Origin of the sequence: Nocardia sp. NPDC052566 (assembly GCF_044547285.1) — a bacterium.
Classification (GTDB): Bacteria; Actinomycetota; Actinomycetes; order Mycobacteriales; family Mycobacteriaceae; genus Nocardia.
Genome location: NZ_JBIUAF010000008.1, coordinates 39,322 through 57,905 on the forward strand (window position 1 = coordinate 39,322; position 18,584 = coordinate 57,905).

The following is an 18,584-nucleotide window of genomic DNA, read 5'->3' on the forward strand; positions in this document are numbered from 1 at the left end:
TTGTCGAGGTGGGTCTTCGACTGGCATGAGCAGACGTCGCGCGGGTCGCTCCGAGGGCGGCCGCATCCCGGTTCAGCAGCTGCTCAACAACATTCAGCAAACTGATAGCTATTCAAACTCCGCGTGGCCGGAGCATGATGTCTGGCCCGAAGCGGATGCGGTCGCGGACGACTTTTTCTGGGAATCCACCAACTGGTGGGAACCCGAGGAGTCCGATCGGCAGCCGCCGCCGGAGGTGCCGACCGCACCGGCACGCCGTGCCAAACGCGGTGGTGCTCATCGGCTTCCCGCGCCGCCCGCCGCATTGAAGGGGCGCGCCGCGATTGTCGCGATGGCCGCCGGCGCCGCGGTCGTCGCGACCGGGCAGATGTTCGGGAACAGCGATGTCAAACCGGCACAGACCGCCGACTATCAGGCGGTAGGGCAGGCGCGGACGATCGCGCTCCCCGACGCCGCACCACCGGCCCAGGGCGACGATAGTCCGCAATTGCTCGACGCCAAGGGACCGGTCGATATCGGCCAATTCAGCGATCTGCTGCACAACGGAGCCGAGTACGCGCAGGAACTCGCCGAGCAGGAGGCCGCGAAGCTGCGACCGCTGTTCACCAAGTTCGCCTCCGGCACGTTCACCTCCGGTTACGGCGCCCGCTGGGGCACACTGCATCCCGGCGTCGATGTGGCCGCCCCCATCGGCACCCCGATCTACGCGGTCGAGGACGGCACCGTCATCGATGCCGGCCCCGCCGCCGGGTTCGGCATGTGGGTGCGCGTGCGCGGCGACGACGGCACCGTCACCGTCTACGGCCACATCAACACCGCCCTGGTCTCCGTCGGCGAGCATGTCCTCGCCGGCGACGAAATCGCCACCGTCGGAAACCGCGGCGAATCCACCGGCCCCCACTGCCATTTCGAAGTCTGGCTCAACGGCACCAACCGAATAGACCCCATCCCCTGGCTGGCCACCCGAGGCATCAGCCTAGGCCCCGAACGCGACTGACCACCCCACGATCGCGCGGGCGGCAACCGGCCAAGGCCAATGACTGGCGTAAGAGGGCGGACAGCACCCGAGGCGGCGGAGGTACGCGAGACGGCGGACCGTGCGCAGGGGGCATCTGTGAACGGCGCACGGTGCGCAGGCGGCGAATGCTGCGGAGTGTGGGGACATGCACGGGGGCGTCTGGATGATCGATGTGCTGGTGACGGCCGTGGAGGCTGGGACGGGTGGTGGTGACGATCGGCACGCGGTGGTGTCGGCTCGCGGGGGATAGCGTGTGGGGATGGCTGAGACGACGGTGTATTCGCAGTTCATCGCGGTGGCTCCGGAGCGGGTTTGGGCGGTCGTCGGGGATCCGGGGCGGTGGGGCGAGTGGAATCCGGCGGTGACGTCGGTTCGACTGCATGGGGCGGTCGAGGTTGGGGCTACCGGGGATTACTTGCCGAGAGGGCGGGTTTTGGGGCGGGTGCACGGGCGGGTTGCGCCGCCGTTTGTGATCAGCACGTTGGTGCCGGGGCGGGAGTTGGCGATCGAGCAGCCGGAGCCGGGTGGGCGGATGCGGATGTCGTGGACGCTGGCGCCGCGCGATGGGGGCACGGAGGTAACGCAGCGGCTGACGTTCCTCGGGGCTTCGGCGTCGATCGCGCGGGCGGCGGTCGGTTCGCTGCTGGAGACCGATGCGCGGGTGTGTTTCGCGCGGCTGGCGAAGCTGGCGGGGATCGCGCCGGAACCGACCGCGCTGAGCGTTGTCATTGCGGGTGGCACCGGGGCGCTGGGTAAGCACCTGGCCGCCGATCTGACCTGCCGCGGGTATCGCGTGACCATCCTGACCCGCCGCCGCGATCCGGCCCTGCCGTTCGATCAGGTGGAGTGGGATGGCAAGACGGTGGGCGAATGGGTTGGCGCGCTGCGCAATCCGGGACCGACCGCGTTGGTCAACCTCGCGGGCAAGCTGGTCGACGTCCGGCCGACGCGTCGCCAGATCGGCCGATTGCGTAGCAGCCGAGTGGATTCGACGCGCGCGCTGGTCGAGGCGGTTGCCACGCTCGATGCGCCGGTCGACTACTGGGTACAGGCGAGTACAACCGCGATCTGGTCGGACGCGGGCGAAACCCGTTGCACCGAAACCACTCCGCTGCCGGTGGGACTGCCGCAGATGACCGGCGTCGCGGAACCCTGGGAGCGTGCGTTCGACGGCGCGAAGGCCGCACATTCGACGATCCTGCGCACCGCGATCGTGCTCGACCCCCAAGCGCCCGCCCTGAAACGCCTCGGCATGCTCGTCAAGGCCGGTCTCGGCGGACGGGTCGGCAGCGGTGCGCAGTGGTTCAGCTGGATCCACGTCGACGACTGGCTCGCCATCGTGCGCGCCGCCCTCGGCCTCGACCCACAGGTCACGCTGCCGGACGGAATCGTGGTGGCCGCCACCGACTTCCCGGTCCGCAACCGCGACCTGATGGCCGCGCTCCGCCGCCACCTGCACCGCCCACCGGCCCCACCAACCCCGGCCCCACTACTGAAGCTCGGCGCGATCTTCCTCCGCACCGACCCCGCCCTAGGCCTCACCGGCCGCCACACCACCTCAACAGTCCTCCGCGAAGCAGGCTTCACCTTCCACTACCCCACCCTCGACGAAGCCCTGACCAACCTCCTCCCCCACTGACCCGCCACACGACGTACCGCGCCCCGCGCGTAGTCAGATAGCGGTGCGACACACCGTAATCAACCACCATCCACCTACGCTCGGCAAACGGAATCCCGCCGACGAACCCTGCCCCGGATCCCGAGGTCCCTCCATCGCCCTCCGCACCGGCTCGGCCGGGTGGCCGCCCCTCTGCGGGCTGACGCGCGGTGCCGCGCCCCGCTCTTCACGCCGCGCTTCGGATCCCGCACCATCTCGTGCGCGGCGGCGCAATCAGCGCGCAGCAACCAACTACCCACCCGCAGCGTTGTTCCCGCACGCAGCGCGCAGTCAAATGGCCCCCGAAACCGGCATGTCGCACGGCCATTCGACTGCGCTCGACGGTTGGGCGTGAACAGGGCTTGACCGCCTCGGTGGCTACCGGCTCGGAAAAGGCTCGGCGGCAAGGGGTTTACCTGGGCAGTGCTGGGCACGTTGAGTGCCGTCCCCGGCTTGGAACTCGAGCCAGGTACATGTGCTGGGCTTCCAGCCCAGTCGTCTGGCTGTGGTCCCGTTCTCGAGATCAAGAAATCCGCGAGCGCAGTCAAATGGCCCTGCGACACGCCGTGAACGGGGGCCATATGACTGCGCTCGACGGTCGGGTATGAACGGGGCTTGACGGCCTCGGTGGTTATCGGCTCGGAAAGGGCGCGGCGGCAAGGGGTTTACCTGGGCAGTGCTGGGCGCTTTAGGTGCCGTCCCTGACTTGGAAGTCGAGTCGGGTGCATGTTGTGGGCTTCCAGCCGGATCGTCTGGCCGTGGTGCCGTTCTCGAGATCAAAAGCCCCGCGAGCGCAGTCAAATGGCGGTGCGACACGGCGTGACCGACCACCATTTGGCTGCGGTCGGCGAGGTTCGCGGCAGCTGGCCAACCGCCACTGCCGCCGGGCGCTGGGCTGCGTCAACGCCTCGTCTGTTGCCTCTCGGTACGGCGCTCGGCGAATGGTGGTCGGTGTGCGGCAGCCGACCAGGTCGCTACTGCGCGACACTTCGTCGACCATCGCGCAGCCAACTCGTTGCCTCGAACCGCGGCACCCTGCGGACCCGTTTCAGGGACTGCTCAGAGTTTGACCAGGGTGCGGCTGTATTGGGGGATGAGGCGGATTTTTCCCGCGGTGCCGAAATCGATGGTGACGGTGGCGAGGGGGCCGAAGCCGTCGGCGGCTACTACGCGGCCGAGGCCGTATTTGTCGTCGCTGACTCGATCGCCTACGGCCAGTACGAGGTTGGCGTTGTTGCGGGCGGGGGCCGAGGCGGGGGCGGGGCGGCGGGGGCCGCGGTCGCGCAGGCCGGGGCGCTGGGGTTCCCAGCCGTCGCCTCGGGTCCAGTCGCGTTCCATGCCATCGTCGTCACCGCGGCGACGGATACCGCGACTCGCCGGCGAGCCCGCGGGTTCGAGGCGGCGCCAGTCGATCAGGTGGCCCGGAATCTCTTGCAGGAAGCGGGATTCGGGGTTCGAGACGGGCTGACCCCAGCCGGAGCGCACCACCGCGCGCGACAGGTACAGCCTGCGCCGGGCGCGGGTGATGCCGACGTAGGCGAGGCGGCGTTCCTCGGCCAGTTCGGCCGGATCGCCGAGTGCGCGCATATGCGGGAACTGGCCGTCTTCCCAACCGGTCACGAAGACCACCGGGAACTCCAGCCCCTTGGCGGTGTGCAGCGTCATCATCGTGACGACGCCCGCACCCTCGTCTGGGATGGAATCGGTATCGGCCACCAGCGACACCCGCTCCAGGAACGCGGCGAGCGAACCGGGATCGGGCTCACCCTCGGCGGCCTCGGGCAGCATGCCCTCTTGCCTGGCGGCTTCGGCGTTGTTGTGCGCCTCGGAGCTGAACTCCCGTGCCACGCTGACCAATTCGTTCAGGTTGTCGAGCCGCGCACCGTCCTGCGGGTCGTCCGAGGCCTCCAGCTCGGCGCGGTAACCGGTGCGCTCGAGCACCGCGTCCACCACGTTGCCGACATCGGGGAAGTCCGAATTCTCCTGCTCCCCAGCGGCTCTGATCTCCTCGAGCAGCTCGAGGAAGCCGGCGATGGCCCGCTGCGCGCGCGTGTTGAGCAGCGCGACCTTGCCGTCGGCGGCATCGCGCAGCGCCGCGGCGAACCCGATATCGCGCTGTTCGGCGTGCACGGCGACGCAGGCCTCGGCCCGATCGCCGATGCCGCGGCGCGGGGTGTTGAGGATGCGGCGCAGGCTCACCGCGTCCTCGGGGTTGTCGAGTACCCGCAGGTAGGCCACGATGTCGCGGACCTCCTTGCGCTCGTAGAACCGCACGCCGCCGACCACCTTGTACGGCAGCCCCATCCGGATGAAGATCTCTTCCAGCGCGCGGGAGTTGTTGTTGGTCCGGTAGAACACCGCGACATCGCCGTAGTTGGCATCGCCCTGATCGACCAGCTTGTCGATCTCGCGCGCCACGAACGAGGCCTCGTCGTGCTCGTTGTCGGCGACGTACCCGGTGATCAGATCGCCTTCACCGGAATCGGTCCACAGCTTCTTGTCGCGACGGTTCTCGTTGCGCGAGATCACCGCGTTGGCGGCGGACAGGATGTGCTGGGTGGAGCGGTAGTTCTGTTCCAGCAGAATGGTTTCGGCGTCCGGGAAGTCGCGCTCGAACTCCTCGATGTTGCGGATGGTCGCGCCGCGGAAGGCGTAGATGGACTGGTCCGCGTCGCCGACCACGCACAGCTCGCTCGGCTCGACCTGATCCTCTGTCTGTTCTTTGCGATGATGGCCGACCAGCTCGCGCACCAGGATGTACTGCGCGTGGTTGGTGTCCTGGTACTCGTCGACGAGCACATGCCGGAACCGGCGCCGGTAGTACTCGGCCACCTGCGGATGGTTCTGCAGCAGCGCCACCGTCTCGCCGATCAGGTCGTCGAAGTCGAGCGCGTTGGCCGCGCGCAACCGCCGCTGGTACTCGGTGTAGACGCGGGCGACCAGGGCGGGCAGTTCGGTGTCGTCGGATTCGGCGTCGGCGGTGGCGCGCGCGGGGCCGATCAGTTCGTTCTTCAGATTCGAGATGGCGGTGGCCAGCAATCGCGCCGTGTACTTCTTCGTGTCGATGTCGAAGTCGCGGCTGATCATGGTGAGCAATCGCCGGGAGTCGTCGGCGTCGTAGATGGAGAAATTGGAATTCAGTCCGGGCAGCAGCGCCGCCTGCATGCGCAGGATCCGCACGCAGCTGGAGTGGAAGGTGGACACCCACATGTTGTTGGCCCGTGGGCCGACCAAGCCGATCACCCGCTCGCGCATCTCGGCGGCGGCCTTGTTGGTGAAGGTGATGGCGAGGATCTGCCCGGTGTTCGCCCCGCGGGCGGCGAGTAGGTAGGCGATCCGCCGCGTCAGCACCGCGGTCTTGCCGGAGCCCGCGCCCGCGACGATCAGCAGTGGCGCGCCGGTGTGCACGACGGCGGCCCGCTGCTGCGGGTTGAGACCGTCGAGCAGCCGCTCGGCCTCCTCCGCGCGGCGCTGTTCGCGTTCGGCACGCCGACGCGCGACCTCTTCGGCGTAACCGCCGTCGGCCTGCGGGTTCGGGGTCGGGTCCTTGGGCAAGTTCTGGCCTGCCTGCATCTGGGGCGCCACCGTGATGTCCATCGCCCATCCACGCTACCGGCGGGCACCGACAGAGATGAAGTCCCCGGTCGACTCGGCGGTGGAAGCGGCGGCCCGGAAGCGGCAGCTTGCGTAACCACGGAGGGCCTCGTGAACACCGCCAACTGATGTCGTGTCGATCGGGTGCCGCTCAGGCCAACGGAAGGTGAACAGGCACCGCTCCGCGCGCCCCTAGGTTAGGGGGCATTCTCAGCAGATTTATAAACGCAAACGTTTTGCTCAGCTACCGCGCCGTGGCAGACTGGCCCCATGATCAGCGCTCCATCAAGGCACCCGATTCGGTTACCCGCCGGATATCGTGACTGCGGACCTTGCACCTGAGCGCTAACCTTTCTTGGGGGGACTATGCAAGGCCCCCAAGGTCTGATTCACGGTGAAAGAACCGGTCGGTAACGCACTCGGCTCGCCTGCCGATCCATGTTCTGACACGAGGAGATGAATGATGAGCACCCCTGCCACGACAACCGGGTCCGACTCGGCTCTGCCGCAGACCGAGGCTGAGATCGATAAGCTCCGCAAGGAGATCGACCAGCTCGATGCCGAGATCCTCGCTGCCATCAAGCGCAGGACCGAGATCTCCCGCATCATCGGCCGGACCCGGATGGCCTCGGGCGGTCCCCGCCTGGTGCACAGTCGTGAGATGAAGGTGCTGGAGCGCTTCAGCGAGCTAGGCCAGGAAGGCCACACCCTCGCGATGCTGCTGCTGCGCCTCGGTCGCGGCCGTCTCGGCCACTGATCTCGAACTTCTCCGGCCACGTTCGGTGGCCCCAGATCTCCGCGGCGCTCGCAAGACACCGCGACCCCAAGGCCGCCCCGGGTGTTGAACACCCCCGGGGCGGTCGTTTTCATCTTCAGGTCAGGGCGATGTACTTCGTCGAGAGGTATTCCTCGATGCCCTCGATACCGCCCTCGCGGCCGAAGCCGGAGGCCTTCACGCCGCCGAACGGCGCCGCCGGATCGGAGATGACGCCGCGGTTGACGCCGACCATGCCGGACTCCATCCCCTCCGCGACGCGCAGGGCACGGTCCAGGTCACGGGTGTAAATGTAAGAGACCAAACCGAATTCGGTGTCGTTGGCGGCGGCGATGCCCTCGGCCTCGGTGGCGAAGCCGACGATCGGGGCGACCGGGCCGAACACCTCCTCGCGCAGGATCCTGGCGTGCGCGGGCACGTCGCTGAGGATGGTCGCCGGATAGAACCAACCGGGGCCGCCCGGGGCCTTGCCGCCGAGCCGCAGCCGGGCGCCCGCGGCGACCGCGTCCTCGACCAGCTCACTGACCGTGTCGAGCTGGTTCTCGTTGATCAGCGGGCCGAGGGTGGTGGCGGGGTCGGTGCCCGGTCCGAGCGTCACCGTGCTCGACATGGCGTCCACCAGCTTGGTGGTGAACTCCTCCAGCACGCCGTTCTGCACGTGGAAGCGGTTGGCCGCGGTACACGCCTCGCCGCCGTTGCGCAGCTTCGCCAGCATCGCGCCCTGCACCGCGGCGTCGACATCGGCGTCGTCGAACACCACGAACGGGGCGTTGCCGCCGAGTTCCATCGAGGTACGCAGCAGCCCGCCCGCCGACTTCTCCACCAGCTTCTTGCCGACCTCGGTGGAGCCGGTGAAGGTGAGTTTGCGCAGCCGGGGGTCGTCGAGCAGCGGCTGGGTGACCGCGCCGGAGTGGCTGGTGGTGATCACCGAGAGCACGCCGTCCGGCAGCCCGGCCTCGCTGCACAGCTTGGCGAGCAGCAGCATGGTCAGCGGTGTCTCGCCCGCGGGCTTCACGATCATCGTGCAGCCCGCCGCGAGCGCGGGGCCGATCTTGCGAGTTCCCATGGCCAGCGGGAAGTTCCACGGCGTGATCGCCAGGCACGGGCCGACCGGCTGCTTGTGCACCATGATCCGGCCGGTACCGGACGGCGCGTGCAGGTAGCGCCCGTGCACCCGCACCGCCTCCTCGCTGAACCAGCGGAAGAACTCCGCGCCGTAGCGCACCTCGTTGCGGCTCTCCGGCAGCGCCTTGCCCATCTCCAGGGTCATCAGCAGCGCGAATTCCTCGGCGCGAGCGGTGATCTGGTCGAAGACGGTCCGCAGGATCTCCGCGCGCTGCCGCGCCGGCGTGGCCGCCCACTCCGCCTGCACCGCCACGGCGGCATCGAGCGCGCGCACCGCGTCCTCAGGGGTGGCATCGGCGACGTGCGTCAGCACCTCGCCGGTGGCGGGATTGTGCACCGGAAAGGTGCCTCCCCCGGTAGCGGCGACCGGGCCACCGATCCACAGCTGCGTCGGGACGGATTCGAGAACTTCGCGTTCGGACACCATGAGCTCAGCCTAGGCCGGGCTGCCCGCGCCGTTGCCGGATCATGGCGACCGCGTCATCGGGGAACAGTTCACGGGGTAGCGCCTTGAATATCCGCGAGTTGTAGGTGATCAGCACGATCTCGTCGTACACATCGAATCCCATCAGCCCGCGGTACGAGAACTTCTCATACGTGCAGACCGTCTGGATATCGAAGGCGTGCGCACCGAAGCGGCTGGTCATCTCCGCACCGTCCGAGACGACAGCGCGCAGCGCGACCTCGAGGCGCATGCGACTACGCCATGCGCCCACCGGGAGACTCAGCGCCAGCAGGACGATGATCATGATCGCCGCGGCGCGGCCGATGTCGCCGCCGAGGATCGCCAGCAGACATGGGAGCACGAGCAGCACGGCGACGGTCCGCCAGGCGCCCGGCTTGCGCCACAGGGCACGTGAGGTCGCGCGCGCCAGCCGAGGGGCCGTATCCGGGCCTGCCACGAACCGGGCATCGGGCGGCCCTGGTTCCGGCACGAACGGCCCCGGCCAGGCGACACACGTGTCGATCGGTTCGCTTCCCGGCATATCGGTCACAACACTCCCCCTTGGCAGTCAGTTCCGACCAAGGAATACGCCATAGGTCCCACCGTGTCATTTCGACGGGCTGTGCTGGATAAACCGGACCGATGCGAGGTCGCGGATGCTACTCCGGCAGATCGGCTTGCGGCACATCGGAAATCTCACCGGTCGCATCCGCCGAGTACACCGACTCTTCGCTACCCGTTCGCGTGCGCTGGTTCGGGGTGGTGAGTAACCTCGGCGGACGTGAGCAGCGACATCACCGCATCGGCGGCATGGCGGAAACTGCACGACCACCACAGCGCGGTAGGCGGGCGACACCTCAGGGAGATCTTCGCCGACGATCCGGCGCGTGGTCGTGAGCTGACCGTCGAGGTGGGCGATCTGCACATCGACTACAGCAAGCACCGCGTCACCAGGGAAACGCTGGGACTGCTGGTGGAATTGGCGAGTGAGGCCGGGGTGGCCGAGCGGCGCGACGCGATGTTCCGCGGCGAGCACATCAACACCTCGGAGAACCGCGCGGTCGAGCACATCGCACTGCGCCTGCCCGCGGGCGAGTCGCTCATCGTCGACGGCGCCGACGCGGGCGCCGAGGTGCACGAGGTGCTGCGACGGATGGGTGAGTTCACCGACGCGCTGCGCTCGGGCGCCTGGCGCGGCGCCACCGGCGAACGGATCACGACGGTGGTCAATATCGGGATCGGCGGCTCCGATCTCGGCCCGGTGATGGTGCACCAGGCGCTGCGCCACTACGCCGACGCCGGAATCGGCGCCAGGTTCGTCTCGAATGTCGACCCGGCGGATCTGGTCGCGAAACTGGACGGGCTCGACCCGGCCACGACGCTGTTCATCGTTGCCTCCAAGACGTTTTCGACGCTGGAGACGCTGACCAACGCGACCGCGGCCCGGCGCTGGCTGGTGGCCGCGCTCGGCGCCGCAGAGTCATCTACGGACGTGGTCGCCAAGCATTTCGTCGCGGTGTCGACGAACGCCGAGCGGGTCGCGGCATTCGGTATCGATACCGCCAATATGTTCGGCTTCTGGGACTGGGTCGGCGGCCGCTACTCGGTGGATTCCGCGATCGGCCTCTCGGTGATGGCGACCATCGGCAAGGAGCGTTTCGCCGAGTTCCTCGCCGGAATGCACGCCGTCGACCGGCATTTCGCGACGGCGCCGCTGGAGGCGAACGCGCCGGTGCTACTCGGCCTGCTCGGGGTCTGGTACTCGAATTTCTTCGGCGCGGAATCGCGTGTGGTGCTGCCGTATTCGAACGATCTGGCGCGCTTCCCCGCCTACCTGCAACAGCTGACCATGGAGTCGAACGGCAAGTCGGTGCGCGCCGACGGCACCCCGGTCACCACCTCGACCGGTGAAATCTTCTGGGGCGAACCGGGAACCAACGGCCAGCACGCCTTCTATCAGCTGCTGCACCAGGGCACCCGCCTGATTCCCGCCGATTTCATCGGCTTCGCCAAGCCCACCGACGATCTGCCGACTATCGACGGCACCGGCAGCATGCACGACATCCTGATGAGCAACCTGTTCGCCCAGACCAAGGTGCTCGCGTTCGGCAAGACGGCCGAGGAGATCGCCGCCGAGGGCACCGATCCGAACGTGGTGCCGCACAAGGTGATGCCGGGCAACCGGCCGAGCACCAGCATCCTGGCGCCGCGGCTCACGCCCTCGGTGGTCGGTCAGCTGATCGCACTGTACGAGCATCAGGTGTTCGTCGAGGGCACCATCTGGGGTGTCGACAGCTTCGACCAATGGGGTGTCGAACTCGGCAAGCAGCAGGCACTGGCACTGGCGCCGCTGCTCACGTCGGCGGAAGAACCCGCACCGCAGGGTGATTCGTCCACGGATGCGCTGATCGGGTGGTATCGAGGCAATCGCTGACGGCCCCGCCGGTATGCGCGGCCTCTGCTGAGCACGCCCACGGACGCGCTGATCACATTGCGCCACACCGGCCACCGACGACTTCACCGGCATCGGCGCGCTCGCGCTCGACGCACACCCACGGACGCGCTGATCGCGTTGCGCCACACCAACCGCCGACGGCTTCGCTGCGTTGGGCGGGACTCAGCTCAGCGGACAATTTCGCCGAATATGGGGCGAATTCGGGTGTTTCGCGTTGAAAGTGTCCAGGCAGCAGAGCATCCAGGAGTAGTCAGGTCGCGATGGTGTAGTACTTGCCGCCGCGCTCGTGCAGCACCAGATCCGCGTGAATGCTGGTGGGGGCGACCAGGTCCGCGTTGCGCAGATCGCTGTCGGTGACCTTGACCTTCGCTTCCTCAGGGGTGCGGCCGCCGCGAATGTGCCGGTGCAGCAGGCGTTCTTCGAGTGATTCCCGGGTGGCGTCCAGGTACCAGCACTCGTCGAGGAGTTTGCGCACCCCGGACCAGGCCGCAGTGCTTTCCGCGTCGGTCAGCGTGCCGTCGAGCAGCAGGTAGTTGCCTTCGGTGATCACGATCGGCTGACTGTCGAACACCACACCGCCCGGCACCGGCTCCTCGATGGACCGGTCGAAGGTCGGCCACAGCATCCGCTGGCCGACCGGGGTATGGCGCAGTCGTTCCAGGTGTGCGACGAACCCGGCCGCGTCGAAAGTGTCGGGCTCACCCTTGCGTGCCAGGCTGCCCGCCGCGCGCAGCACCTCATTCGGCAGGTGGAAGCCGTCCATCGGCGCGATCTCGGCGACCGGCCGGTCCGCCGCCGCGTTGAGCGCCTCGCGCAGCGCCGCCGACAACGTCGATTTGCCCGCCCCCGGCGGCCCGGCGATCCCGAGCACATAGCGCCCGGGACAGGCGGCCGCGCGCGCACGCACGCGTTTCGCGAGGACGCTCAGCGGTATTTCGATGTGTGCCTCGACCACGGGATGCGACTCTACCTCTGCGATATCGGTATTCGTTCGATGCGAAAAGTAGTGCTTTCCCTTGCTACATCGCCGACCACGTCCCGAGCGAAACACAACACGCGAGCTAGCCCGAACGCCAAACGTGCAGGCCCCCGTAAAACGGTGCCACACACGGGCCGACAGCTTCGCTGACATCCGCCTGCTCAACGCAGGCGGTGCCGGATGTGGGCCGACAGTTCTGCGGCGGTGTCGCGGAGGGATTCGGTGAAGGCGCGGCGGAGGGGATCGTCGCGGTGGGTGGGGTGGTACGCGATGGCGGTTGGGCGGGTGGCGTCCGGGTGGTCGATGCGGACGAGGGCGATGGTCGGTGGGAGGACGGGGGCGGCGATGCCGGGGACGACGGTGATGCCCATGCCCGCGGCGACGAGACCGAGTTTGGCGAACCAGTCGCGGGCGACGAAGGCGATGTCCGGGTGTCCGGAGCCGGACCATGCGCCGAGGAGGGTGCTGTCCCGGTCGGCGCTGCCCGCGATCCAGCGTTGGTCGCGGAGCATCGCGGGCGTGGCGCTGACGCGGCCCGCGAGTTCGTGGGATGGTGGCACGGCGACGAGGAGCGGATCGTCCAGTAGCGGTTCCAGTTCGACGCCTGCGGGCGGGTCCGCCGGTGCGGTCACCACGGCAAGGTCGAGGCGGCCGCGGGCGACGGCGGTGAGCAGTCGCGGGCTCATCCCCTCGCGCAACGGAATTCGCGCGTGCGGGCGTTGTCCGCGCACCGCGGCTATCGCGCGCGGGACCAGGGCGGCCATGGCGGTCGAGAAGGCGCCGATTCGAAGGCGTTCGGCGGCAGTGGTTTCCAGGTCGCTCAGTTCCTGACGGGCGGTGTCGAGCTCACCGAGCACCGCCTCGGCATGCCGCACGACAACCAGCCCCGCCGCGGTCGGCCGGACACCGCGTGCGTGCCGTTCGAACAGCGGCTGCCCGGCGGCCCGCTCCATCAGCGCGATCTGTCGCGACACCGCCGACTGGGTGTAGCCGAGGTTCTCCGCCGTGGTGGAGAACGAGCCGGTCGCGGCCGCCGCTCGGACCACACGCAGGCCGAGGACGGTGAACTCAGTCATGCGGATCACTGATACCAGAGATGCGAGAACCTCGCTTGTCGCATACCTCGTGGCTACCTAGCGTCGATGTCATGAGCACAGCCGAGAACAAGAAACTGCTCCGCGCCCTCTTCGACGAGATGGCCAAGGGCAATACCCGCGCGATGGGCGAGGCCATGGCCGACGATTTTCGCTGGATCTTCCCCGGAAACTGGTCGTGGTCGGGCACCTGGGGCCCGAAATCTGTTGCCCTGCAGGATCTCCTGCGACCGCTGATGACCCAGTTCACCGACTACCGCAGCGCCGCCGAGTTCATGATCGCCGAGGACGACCGGGTGGCGGTACAGGTCCGCGGCCACGGCACCACCACCCGCGGCGAAACCTACGACCAGACCTACTGTTTCCTCTTCCGCATCCGCGACGGAAAGCTCACCGAGGTGATCGAGCACTGCGATACCGCCCTGGTCGAGCGCGTACTCGACGCCCCCGCGCACCGACCATGATCATCAGGAACTGACGCAACTCGCCACTCGCGAAACGCCGCCGCCAGTTCCTGATGATCGTTGACATCACGCGACGAAGGCGCGCTCCACGATGGCTCCGGTGTCGACGCCGGTGGGCAGGGTGCCGAAGGCGATGCCCCAGTCGTCGCCGAGACGGGTCGCGCAGAACGCGTCGGCGACGGCGGGGTGGCCGTGCCGGACCAGTTGCGCGCCTTGCAGAACCAGGGCCATCAGTTCCACGATGCGGCGGGCGCGGTATTCGATATCGCTGAGGTCCGACAGCTCCTTGCCGACCTTGGCGATGGCGTCGTCCAGGCGGGGGTTGCTGCCCTTGGCGAGCGAGACCTCGTTGAAGTAGGCCTCGACCGTCTCCGGCTGACGACCCATGGCACGCAACGCATCCAGGGCCGCGACATTGCCCGACCCCTCCCAGATGGACATGAGCGGCGCCTCCCGATACAGCCGCGGCATCCCCGACTCTTCGGCATATCCGTTGCCGCCGAAGCATTCCAGCGCTTCGGCCGCATGCGACGGCGCCCGCTTGCACACCCAGTACTTGGTGACCGCGAGTGCGATGCGGCGCAGCGCCGCCTCGGCCGGATCGGTGCCCGCCCGGTCGGTGGCGCCGGCGAGGCGCATCATCACGGTGGTCGCGGCATCGGATTCGATCACCAGGTCGGCGAGCACATTGCGCATGGCGGGCTGATCGATCAGCTTGGCGCCGAACGCTTCCCGGTGCCGCGCGTGATGCACCGCGAAGACCGCGCCGACGCGCATGCCGGTGGCCGAACCGATCACGCAGTCGAGCCGGGTCATATTGACCATCTCGATGATGGTCTTGACGCCCGCGCCCTCCGCGCCGACCAGCCAGCCGGTGGCGTTCTCGTATTCGATCTCCGAGGAGGCATTGGACTTGTTGCCGAGCTTGTCCTTGAGCCGTTGGATCCGAATGGGATTGCGGGTGCCGTCCGGCAGCACGCGCGGCAGCAGGAAACAGGACAGGCCGCCCGGCGCCTGAGCCAGCGTGAGGAACATGTCCGACATCGGCGCGGAGGTGAACCACTTGTGCCCGACGATCCGGTAGGAGCCATCGGGATTCGGCGTCGCCGTCGTGGTGTTGGCGCGGACGTCGGAGCCGCCCTGCTTCTCCGTCATCGACATGCCCGCGATGAGCCCCGCCTTGGTCGACGGTTCACGCAGGCCGAAATCGTAAGTGCGGGAACCGAGTAGCGGCTCGTACCTGGCGGAGAGCTCCGCGTTGTGCCGCAGCGCGGGGACGACCGCGTAGGTCATCGAGATCGGGCACATATGGCCCGCGTCGGCGACGCCCCAGGTGTAGAACTTGGCCGCGCGTGCGGTGTGCGCGCCGGGCCGGTCGTCGAGCCACGGCGAACCGTGCAGGCCGTGCGCCACCGCGACATTCATCAGATCGTGCCAGTGCGGGTGGAATTCGACCTCGTCGACGCGATGGCCCCAGCGGTCGTGGGTGTGCAGCACCGGCGGGTACTCGTTGGCCAGCCTGCCCCACTCCTGCGCCGCGAAACCGCCTGCCAGCACGCCGAGTTCGCGCACCTCGGCCTCGGCCCAGCCCGCGCCCTCGCGGTGCAGGCCCTCCAGCAGCGCCGGGTTGCGGGAGACATCGAACGGCACGATATTCGGAACCTGGTTGAAGACTTCATGCGTCGGCATCGGACACTCCTGTTTCTGGCTGAGCGCTTGCTTCGCGCACGCCGAGCGCGCGCAGGGCGAAGGTGACTAGTTGGGGCACAACGGATTCCCCGTGCGGTGCGTCGGCGAGCGGGCCGACGAGCACCTCGCCGATCGCGCCGACCAGCGCCGCGGCGCTGGTCCGCGCATCCTGTGCGGGGAGTTCACCGCGCGAAACCCCTTCCCGCACCGCGGATTCGAAGGCGTCGGCGAAGGCGCGGCGGAAGTGCAGGCGTTCCACATCGACCACCGCGTCGACGGGTTCGGCGAGCAGCACGTAGGCCAGGCGCGGGTTCTTGAGCGCGCGACCGGCGAACGTCTCCACCGCCGCGGTCACCCGATCGGTCGCATTGCCCGCGGCGGCGGCCTTGCGCACCGCGGCCACCTCGCGCGCGACGACCTTGCGGAAGACCGCGGTCACCAGCTCGGCCTTGCCGCCGAAGTGTTTGTAGACGGTTCCGGTGGCCACCCCGGCCTCGGCGGCGACCGCGGCCATGGACAGGCCCGCGAAGCCGTCCTGCGACAGGATCTTGGTCGCGGCCTGCACGATCAGCCCGGCCTGCGCATCCAGTCTGGCCTGGACAGCAGGGGTTCTGCGGTACGCCACGCAAGAAGTGAAGCATGAATTCACTTCTTCACACAAGGGGTGGTCAGGCCGTATGGTCGGGTGAGGGACGAGCCCGGCGAAGGCGCCGAGCCGGCGAACAGCAGCCGCGGTGGCGGCGGAGGACGGGTGACGACCGTGAGCGATCGAGGCGAAGCAACCGAGTCGGCCGGCAGCGGTGTGCGCGTCGAGCACGCCGGACCCGTCACCACGGTGATCCTGCATCGCCCCGCGGCGCGCAATGCGGTGGACGGACCGACCGCCAAGGCGCTCGCCGATGCCTTCCGCGCCTTCGACGCCGACCCGCAGGCCTCGGTCGCCGTGCTCTGGGGCGACGGCGGAACCTTCTGCGCCGGAGCCGATCTCAAAGCGCTCGGCACCGAGCGGTCCAATCACGCCACCGAGAACGGCGACGGGCCGATGGGGCCGACCCGTATGCGGTTGTCCAAACCGGTGATCGCCGCGGTGTCCGGATACGCGGTGGCGGGCGGGCTAGAGCTCGCGCTGTGGTGCGACCTGCGCGTCGCCGAGCAGGACAGCACCTTCGGCGTGTTCTGTCGCCGCTGGGGTGTACCGCTGATCGACGGCGGGACGGTGCGGCTGCCGCGCATCATCGGCCACGGCCGCGCCATGGAGCTGATACTCACCGGCCGCGCGGTCAGCGCGCCGGAGGCACTGCAAATGGGCCTGGTCAATCGCGTGGTGCCGACCGGTGACGCGCGCCGGGTCGCCGAGGAACTGGCGGCCCAGCTCGCCGTGCTGCCGCAGACCTGCCTGCGCACCGACCGCATGTCGATGCTGGAGCAGGAGGGCCGCGAGGAGGAGGCCGCGATGCGCAACGAGTTCCGGCACGGCCTCGGCGCACTGGCCGACGGCGCGCTGGACGGCGCACAGCGCTTCGCCGCGGGCGCCGGCAGGCACGGCGTCTTCTGACGGATGAGCAGGCTCAGCGTCGTCGACGAGATCTTCCTGCGGACCCACCGCGGGCTCGGTACGCCGATCGCGCTCCAGGGCCTGTGGCGCACCGCCGATCGAGTCGAGCACGCGCTGCTGTACCGCGTGCATGCCGAACTCAGCGCAGGACCGTTGGGCCGCAGGGTAATTCGCCCCCGCGTCCCGGGTGCCCGCCGCACCTGGCAACCCACCACCCGCGCACACCCACTCGAACTGACCACCCAACCGATACCGGTCGCCGACCTGCTCGACTGGGCCAACATCCAAGGCGAGAACCTCGACCCCGAATACGGCCCCGGCTGGCGCCTCTCCGCGACGCCACTGGACGACGGCGGCTCCATCGTCTCGCTGACCTGCTCACACGCCCTCGCCGACGGCCGCGCCCTGGTACTCGCCATCGACGACGCACTGCGCCGAGCCCGTGAGCGCGCGCCCGAGCCGTGGCCGCCTGCCGACAGCGCGCCGCCGAATCAACGATCTGTGGGCGGCACGGCGAACCATCTGGCCGATGCGCTGACGAAAGTGTCCGCCCCGAAGCCGAATTCGGCTGCCACCGAGCCACCGGGCAAGCCGACCGCCGTCGGATCCACAGCGAGTCCCACCGGCGTCGCCTCCCCGAGGGATCGCACCTCCATGCTGCCCGCGATCGGCCCATCGGCCGATGCACGCGGGAGAATCCGCGACGGAGAAGCGTCGCCCACCGGCGCACCGGACCCATCCGGCATGAAGCCGACCGCGGTGATGTCGAATCGGGCCGATGCGCGCGGGCATACGCTCGCCGAAGGCACCATACTGTCCGGCGGCTCGGCGGTCACTGCTCAACCGGTTCCACGCGACGCGAAGTCGGCTGCGGCGGAATCGGATTGGGCCGATGCGCGGCGGCAGTGGTGGATCGTGCTGCGCGGCACCATGCGGGCGCTGCGAGGCGGCATCCCGCGACGCGCAGTCACGGGGCATGGACGTGATGCCGCAGGTATCGCGCAGCGGTTCGTGCCGTACGGCGCGGTGCTGAGCTGCCCGGTGGTGGAGTGGGATCGCGTAGCGGCCGACCACGGGGGCACTGCCAACAGTCTTTTCGTTTGGCTTGTCGCGCATATGTTGTGGTCCAGTGGGTTTCCGGGCGAGTCACTCACCGTGAGCCTGCCGGTCGATACTCGGGACGAGCCGCGGGTCGACAACGACCTGGCCATGACCGAGATTGCCATGGGGCAGCAGGACACTCTCGCCACTATTCGCGAAAAGTGCCGTGCCGCTTACGAATACCGCATGTCCAGCCCCGGTGGGATGCCGGAGGAGATCCTTCAGGTCATCCCGGACCGGTGGGCCTACGCGCTGTCCAGGGGCGCGGGCGAGCGAGACATCCTGTGCTCCAACATCGGTGAGCTCCCGGATTCGCTGCGCGCGCTCGGACCGCATCGGTGCACCGGTGTCGCCGCACGGGCCATCCATCCGGGGCTCACCGCGGAACACCTCCCGCGCACCCGCCTCTCGGGGTATCTCTGCCGGATCGGTGACGACTACACGCTCGCGCTGGTGAGTCTCGACCCCGTTCATATCGCCTCGCCTCGGGCGCTGCGAGACCTCGCCATGACGACCGCGGCAACGCTGCGACTGCCGATCGCGCCGTGGTGAGCGGCCCCCGGCGGGAAACCGTAAACAATCCGTAAACCGGTTCCACCAGGCTGAAAGCACATCAGGAGAGCGGGTCACCGC

Annotated in this window: 14 protein-coding genes; 7 read left to right on the forward strand and 7 right to left on the reverse strand. The window is 68.6% G+C overall.

The annotated features are described in order from the left end of the window. Positions 1–25: 25 nt before the first annotated feature. A complete protein-coding gene (locus tag ACIG5A_RS38640) occupies positions 26–997 on the forward strand; it encodes a M23 family metallopeptidase (protein WP_397249574.1) in 972 nt (323 codons plus the stop codon). A 280-nt stretch (positions 998–1,277) separates the two neighbouring features. Next, positions 1,278–2,657 (forward strand): DUF1731 domain-containing protein, encoded by a 1,380-nt coding sequence (locus tag ACIG5A_RS38645; RefSeq protein ID WP_397249576.1) that lies wholly within the window; start codon positions 1,278–1,280, stop codon positions 2,655–2,657. A gap of 1,077 nt (positions 2,658–3,734) precedes the next feature. Here ACIG5A_RS38645 and ACIG5A_RS38650 read toward each other — a convergent pair. Then, complete coding sequence (locus ACIG5A_RS38650; protein WP_397249578.1) at positions 3,735–6,272, reverse strand: UvrD-helicase domain-containing protein; 2,538 nt, start codon at positions 6,270–6,272, stop codon at positions 3,735–3,737. Positions 6,273–6,732: 460 nt separating this feature from the next. Here ACIG5A_RS38650 and ACIG5A_RS38655 point away from each other — a divergent pair, with 460 nt between their 5' ends. Next, the gene (locus ACIG5A_RS38655; RefSeq protein WP_397250305.1) at positions 6,733–7,026 is read left to right on the forward strand and encodes a chorismate mutase; all 294 of its coding nucleotides are present in this window, start codon (positions 6,733–6,735) and stop codon (positions 7,024–7,026) included. 115 nt (positions 7,027–7,141) lie between these two features. Here ACIG5A_RS38655 and ACIG5A_RS38660 read toward each other — a convergent pair whose 3' ends face one another. After that, complete coding sequence (locus tag ACIG5A_RS38660) at positions 7,142–8,596, reverse strand: NAD-dependent succinate-semialdehyde dehydrogenase (RefSeq protein ID WP_397249580.1); 1,455 nt, start codon at positions 8,594–8,596, stop codon at positions 7,142–7,144. A 4-nt stretch (positions 8,597–8,600) separates the two neighbouring features. Then, on the reverse strand, positions 8,601–9,164 hold the full coding sequence (locus ACIG5A_RS38665; protein ID WP_397249582.1) for a hypothetical protein: 564 nt from the start codon (positions 9,162–9,164) through the stop codon (positions 8,601–8,603). Positions 9,165–9,395: 231 nt separating this feature from the next. On the opposite strand from ACIG5A_RS38665, the gene pgi reads away from it, so the two are divergent. Beyond that, entirely contained in the window at positions 9,396–11,048 is a 1,653-nt protein-coding gene (gene pgi, locus ACIG5A_RS38670) for a glucose-6-phosphate isomerase (RefSeq protein WP_397249584.1), read from the forward strand. A 271-nt stretch (positions 11,049–11,319) separates the two neighbouring features. Here the strand turns inward: pgi and ACIG5A_RS38675 are convergent, their stop codons facing one another. Together ACIG5A_RS38675 and ACIG5A_RS38680 are read right to left on the reverse strand one after the other, a co-directional pair. Then, positions 11,320–12,024, reverse strand: coding sequence for a nucleoside/nucleotide kinase family protein (locus tag ACIG5A_RS38675; RefSeq protein WP_397249586.1), 705 nt, complete (start codon positions 12,022–12,024; stop codon positions 11,320–11,322). 185 nt (positions 12,025–12,209) lie between these two features. After that, entirely contained in the window at positions 12,210–13,124 is a 915-nt protein-coding gene (locus ACIG5A_RS38680) for a LysR family transcriptional regulator (protein WP_397249588.1), read from the reverse strand. Positions 13,125–13,195: 71 nt separating this feature from the next. Between ACIG5A_RS38680 and ACIG5A_RS38685 the strand changes: the two genes are divergently transcribed. Then, complete coding sequence (locus tag ACIG5A_RS38685; RefSeq protein WP_397249590.1) at positions 13,196–13,606, forward strand: nuclear transport factor 2 family protein; 411 nt, start codon at positions 13,196–13,198, stop codon at positions 13,604–13,606. 66 nt (positions 13,607–13,672) lie between these two features. Here the strand turns inward: ACIG5A_RS38685 and ACIG5A_RS38690 are convergent, their stop codons facing one another. Both ACIG5A_RS38690 and ACIG5A_RS38695 read right to left on the reverse strand, forming a co-directional pair. Then, on the reverse strand, positions 13,673–15,295 hold the full coding sequence (locus ACIG5A_RS38690) for an acyl-CoA dehydrogenase family protein (RefSeq protein WP_397249592.1): 1,623 nt from the start codon (positions 15,293–15,295) through the stop codon (positions 13,673–13,675). Continuing rightward, complete coding sequence (locus ACIG5A_RS38695; RefSeq protein ID WP_397249594.1) at positions 15,282–15,920, reverse strand: TetR/AcrR family transcriptional regulator; 639 nt, start codon at positions 15,918–15,920, stop codon at positions 15,282–15,284. The genes ACIG5A_RS38690 and ACIG5A_RS38695 overlap by 14 nt, the downstream gene beginning before the upstream one ends. A gap of 177 nt (positions 15,921–16,097) precedes the next feature. Here ACIG5A_RS38695 and ACIG5A_RS38700 point away from each other — a divergent pair, with 177 nt between their 5' ends. Both ACIG5A_RS38700 and ACIG5A_RS38705 read left to right on the forward strand, forming a co-directional pair. Continuing rightward, positions 16,098–16,850: a crotonase/enoyl-CoA hydratase family protein gene (locus ACIG5A_RS38700; RefSeq protein ID WP_397250307.1), complete on the forward strand. Its 753-nt coding sequence runs from the start codon at positions 16,098–16,100 to the stop codon at positions 16,848–16,850. A gap of 3 nt (positions 16,851–16,853) precedes the next feature. Then, complete coding sequence (locus ACIG5A_RS38705; protein WP_397249597.1) at positions 16,854–18,503, forward strand: hypothetical protein; 1,650 nt, start codon at positions 16,854–16,856, stop codon at positions 18,501–18,503. Positions 18,504–18,584 lie beyond the last annotated feature (81 nt).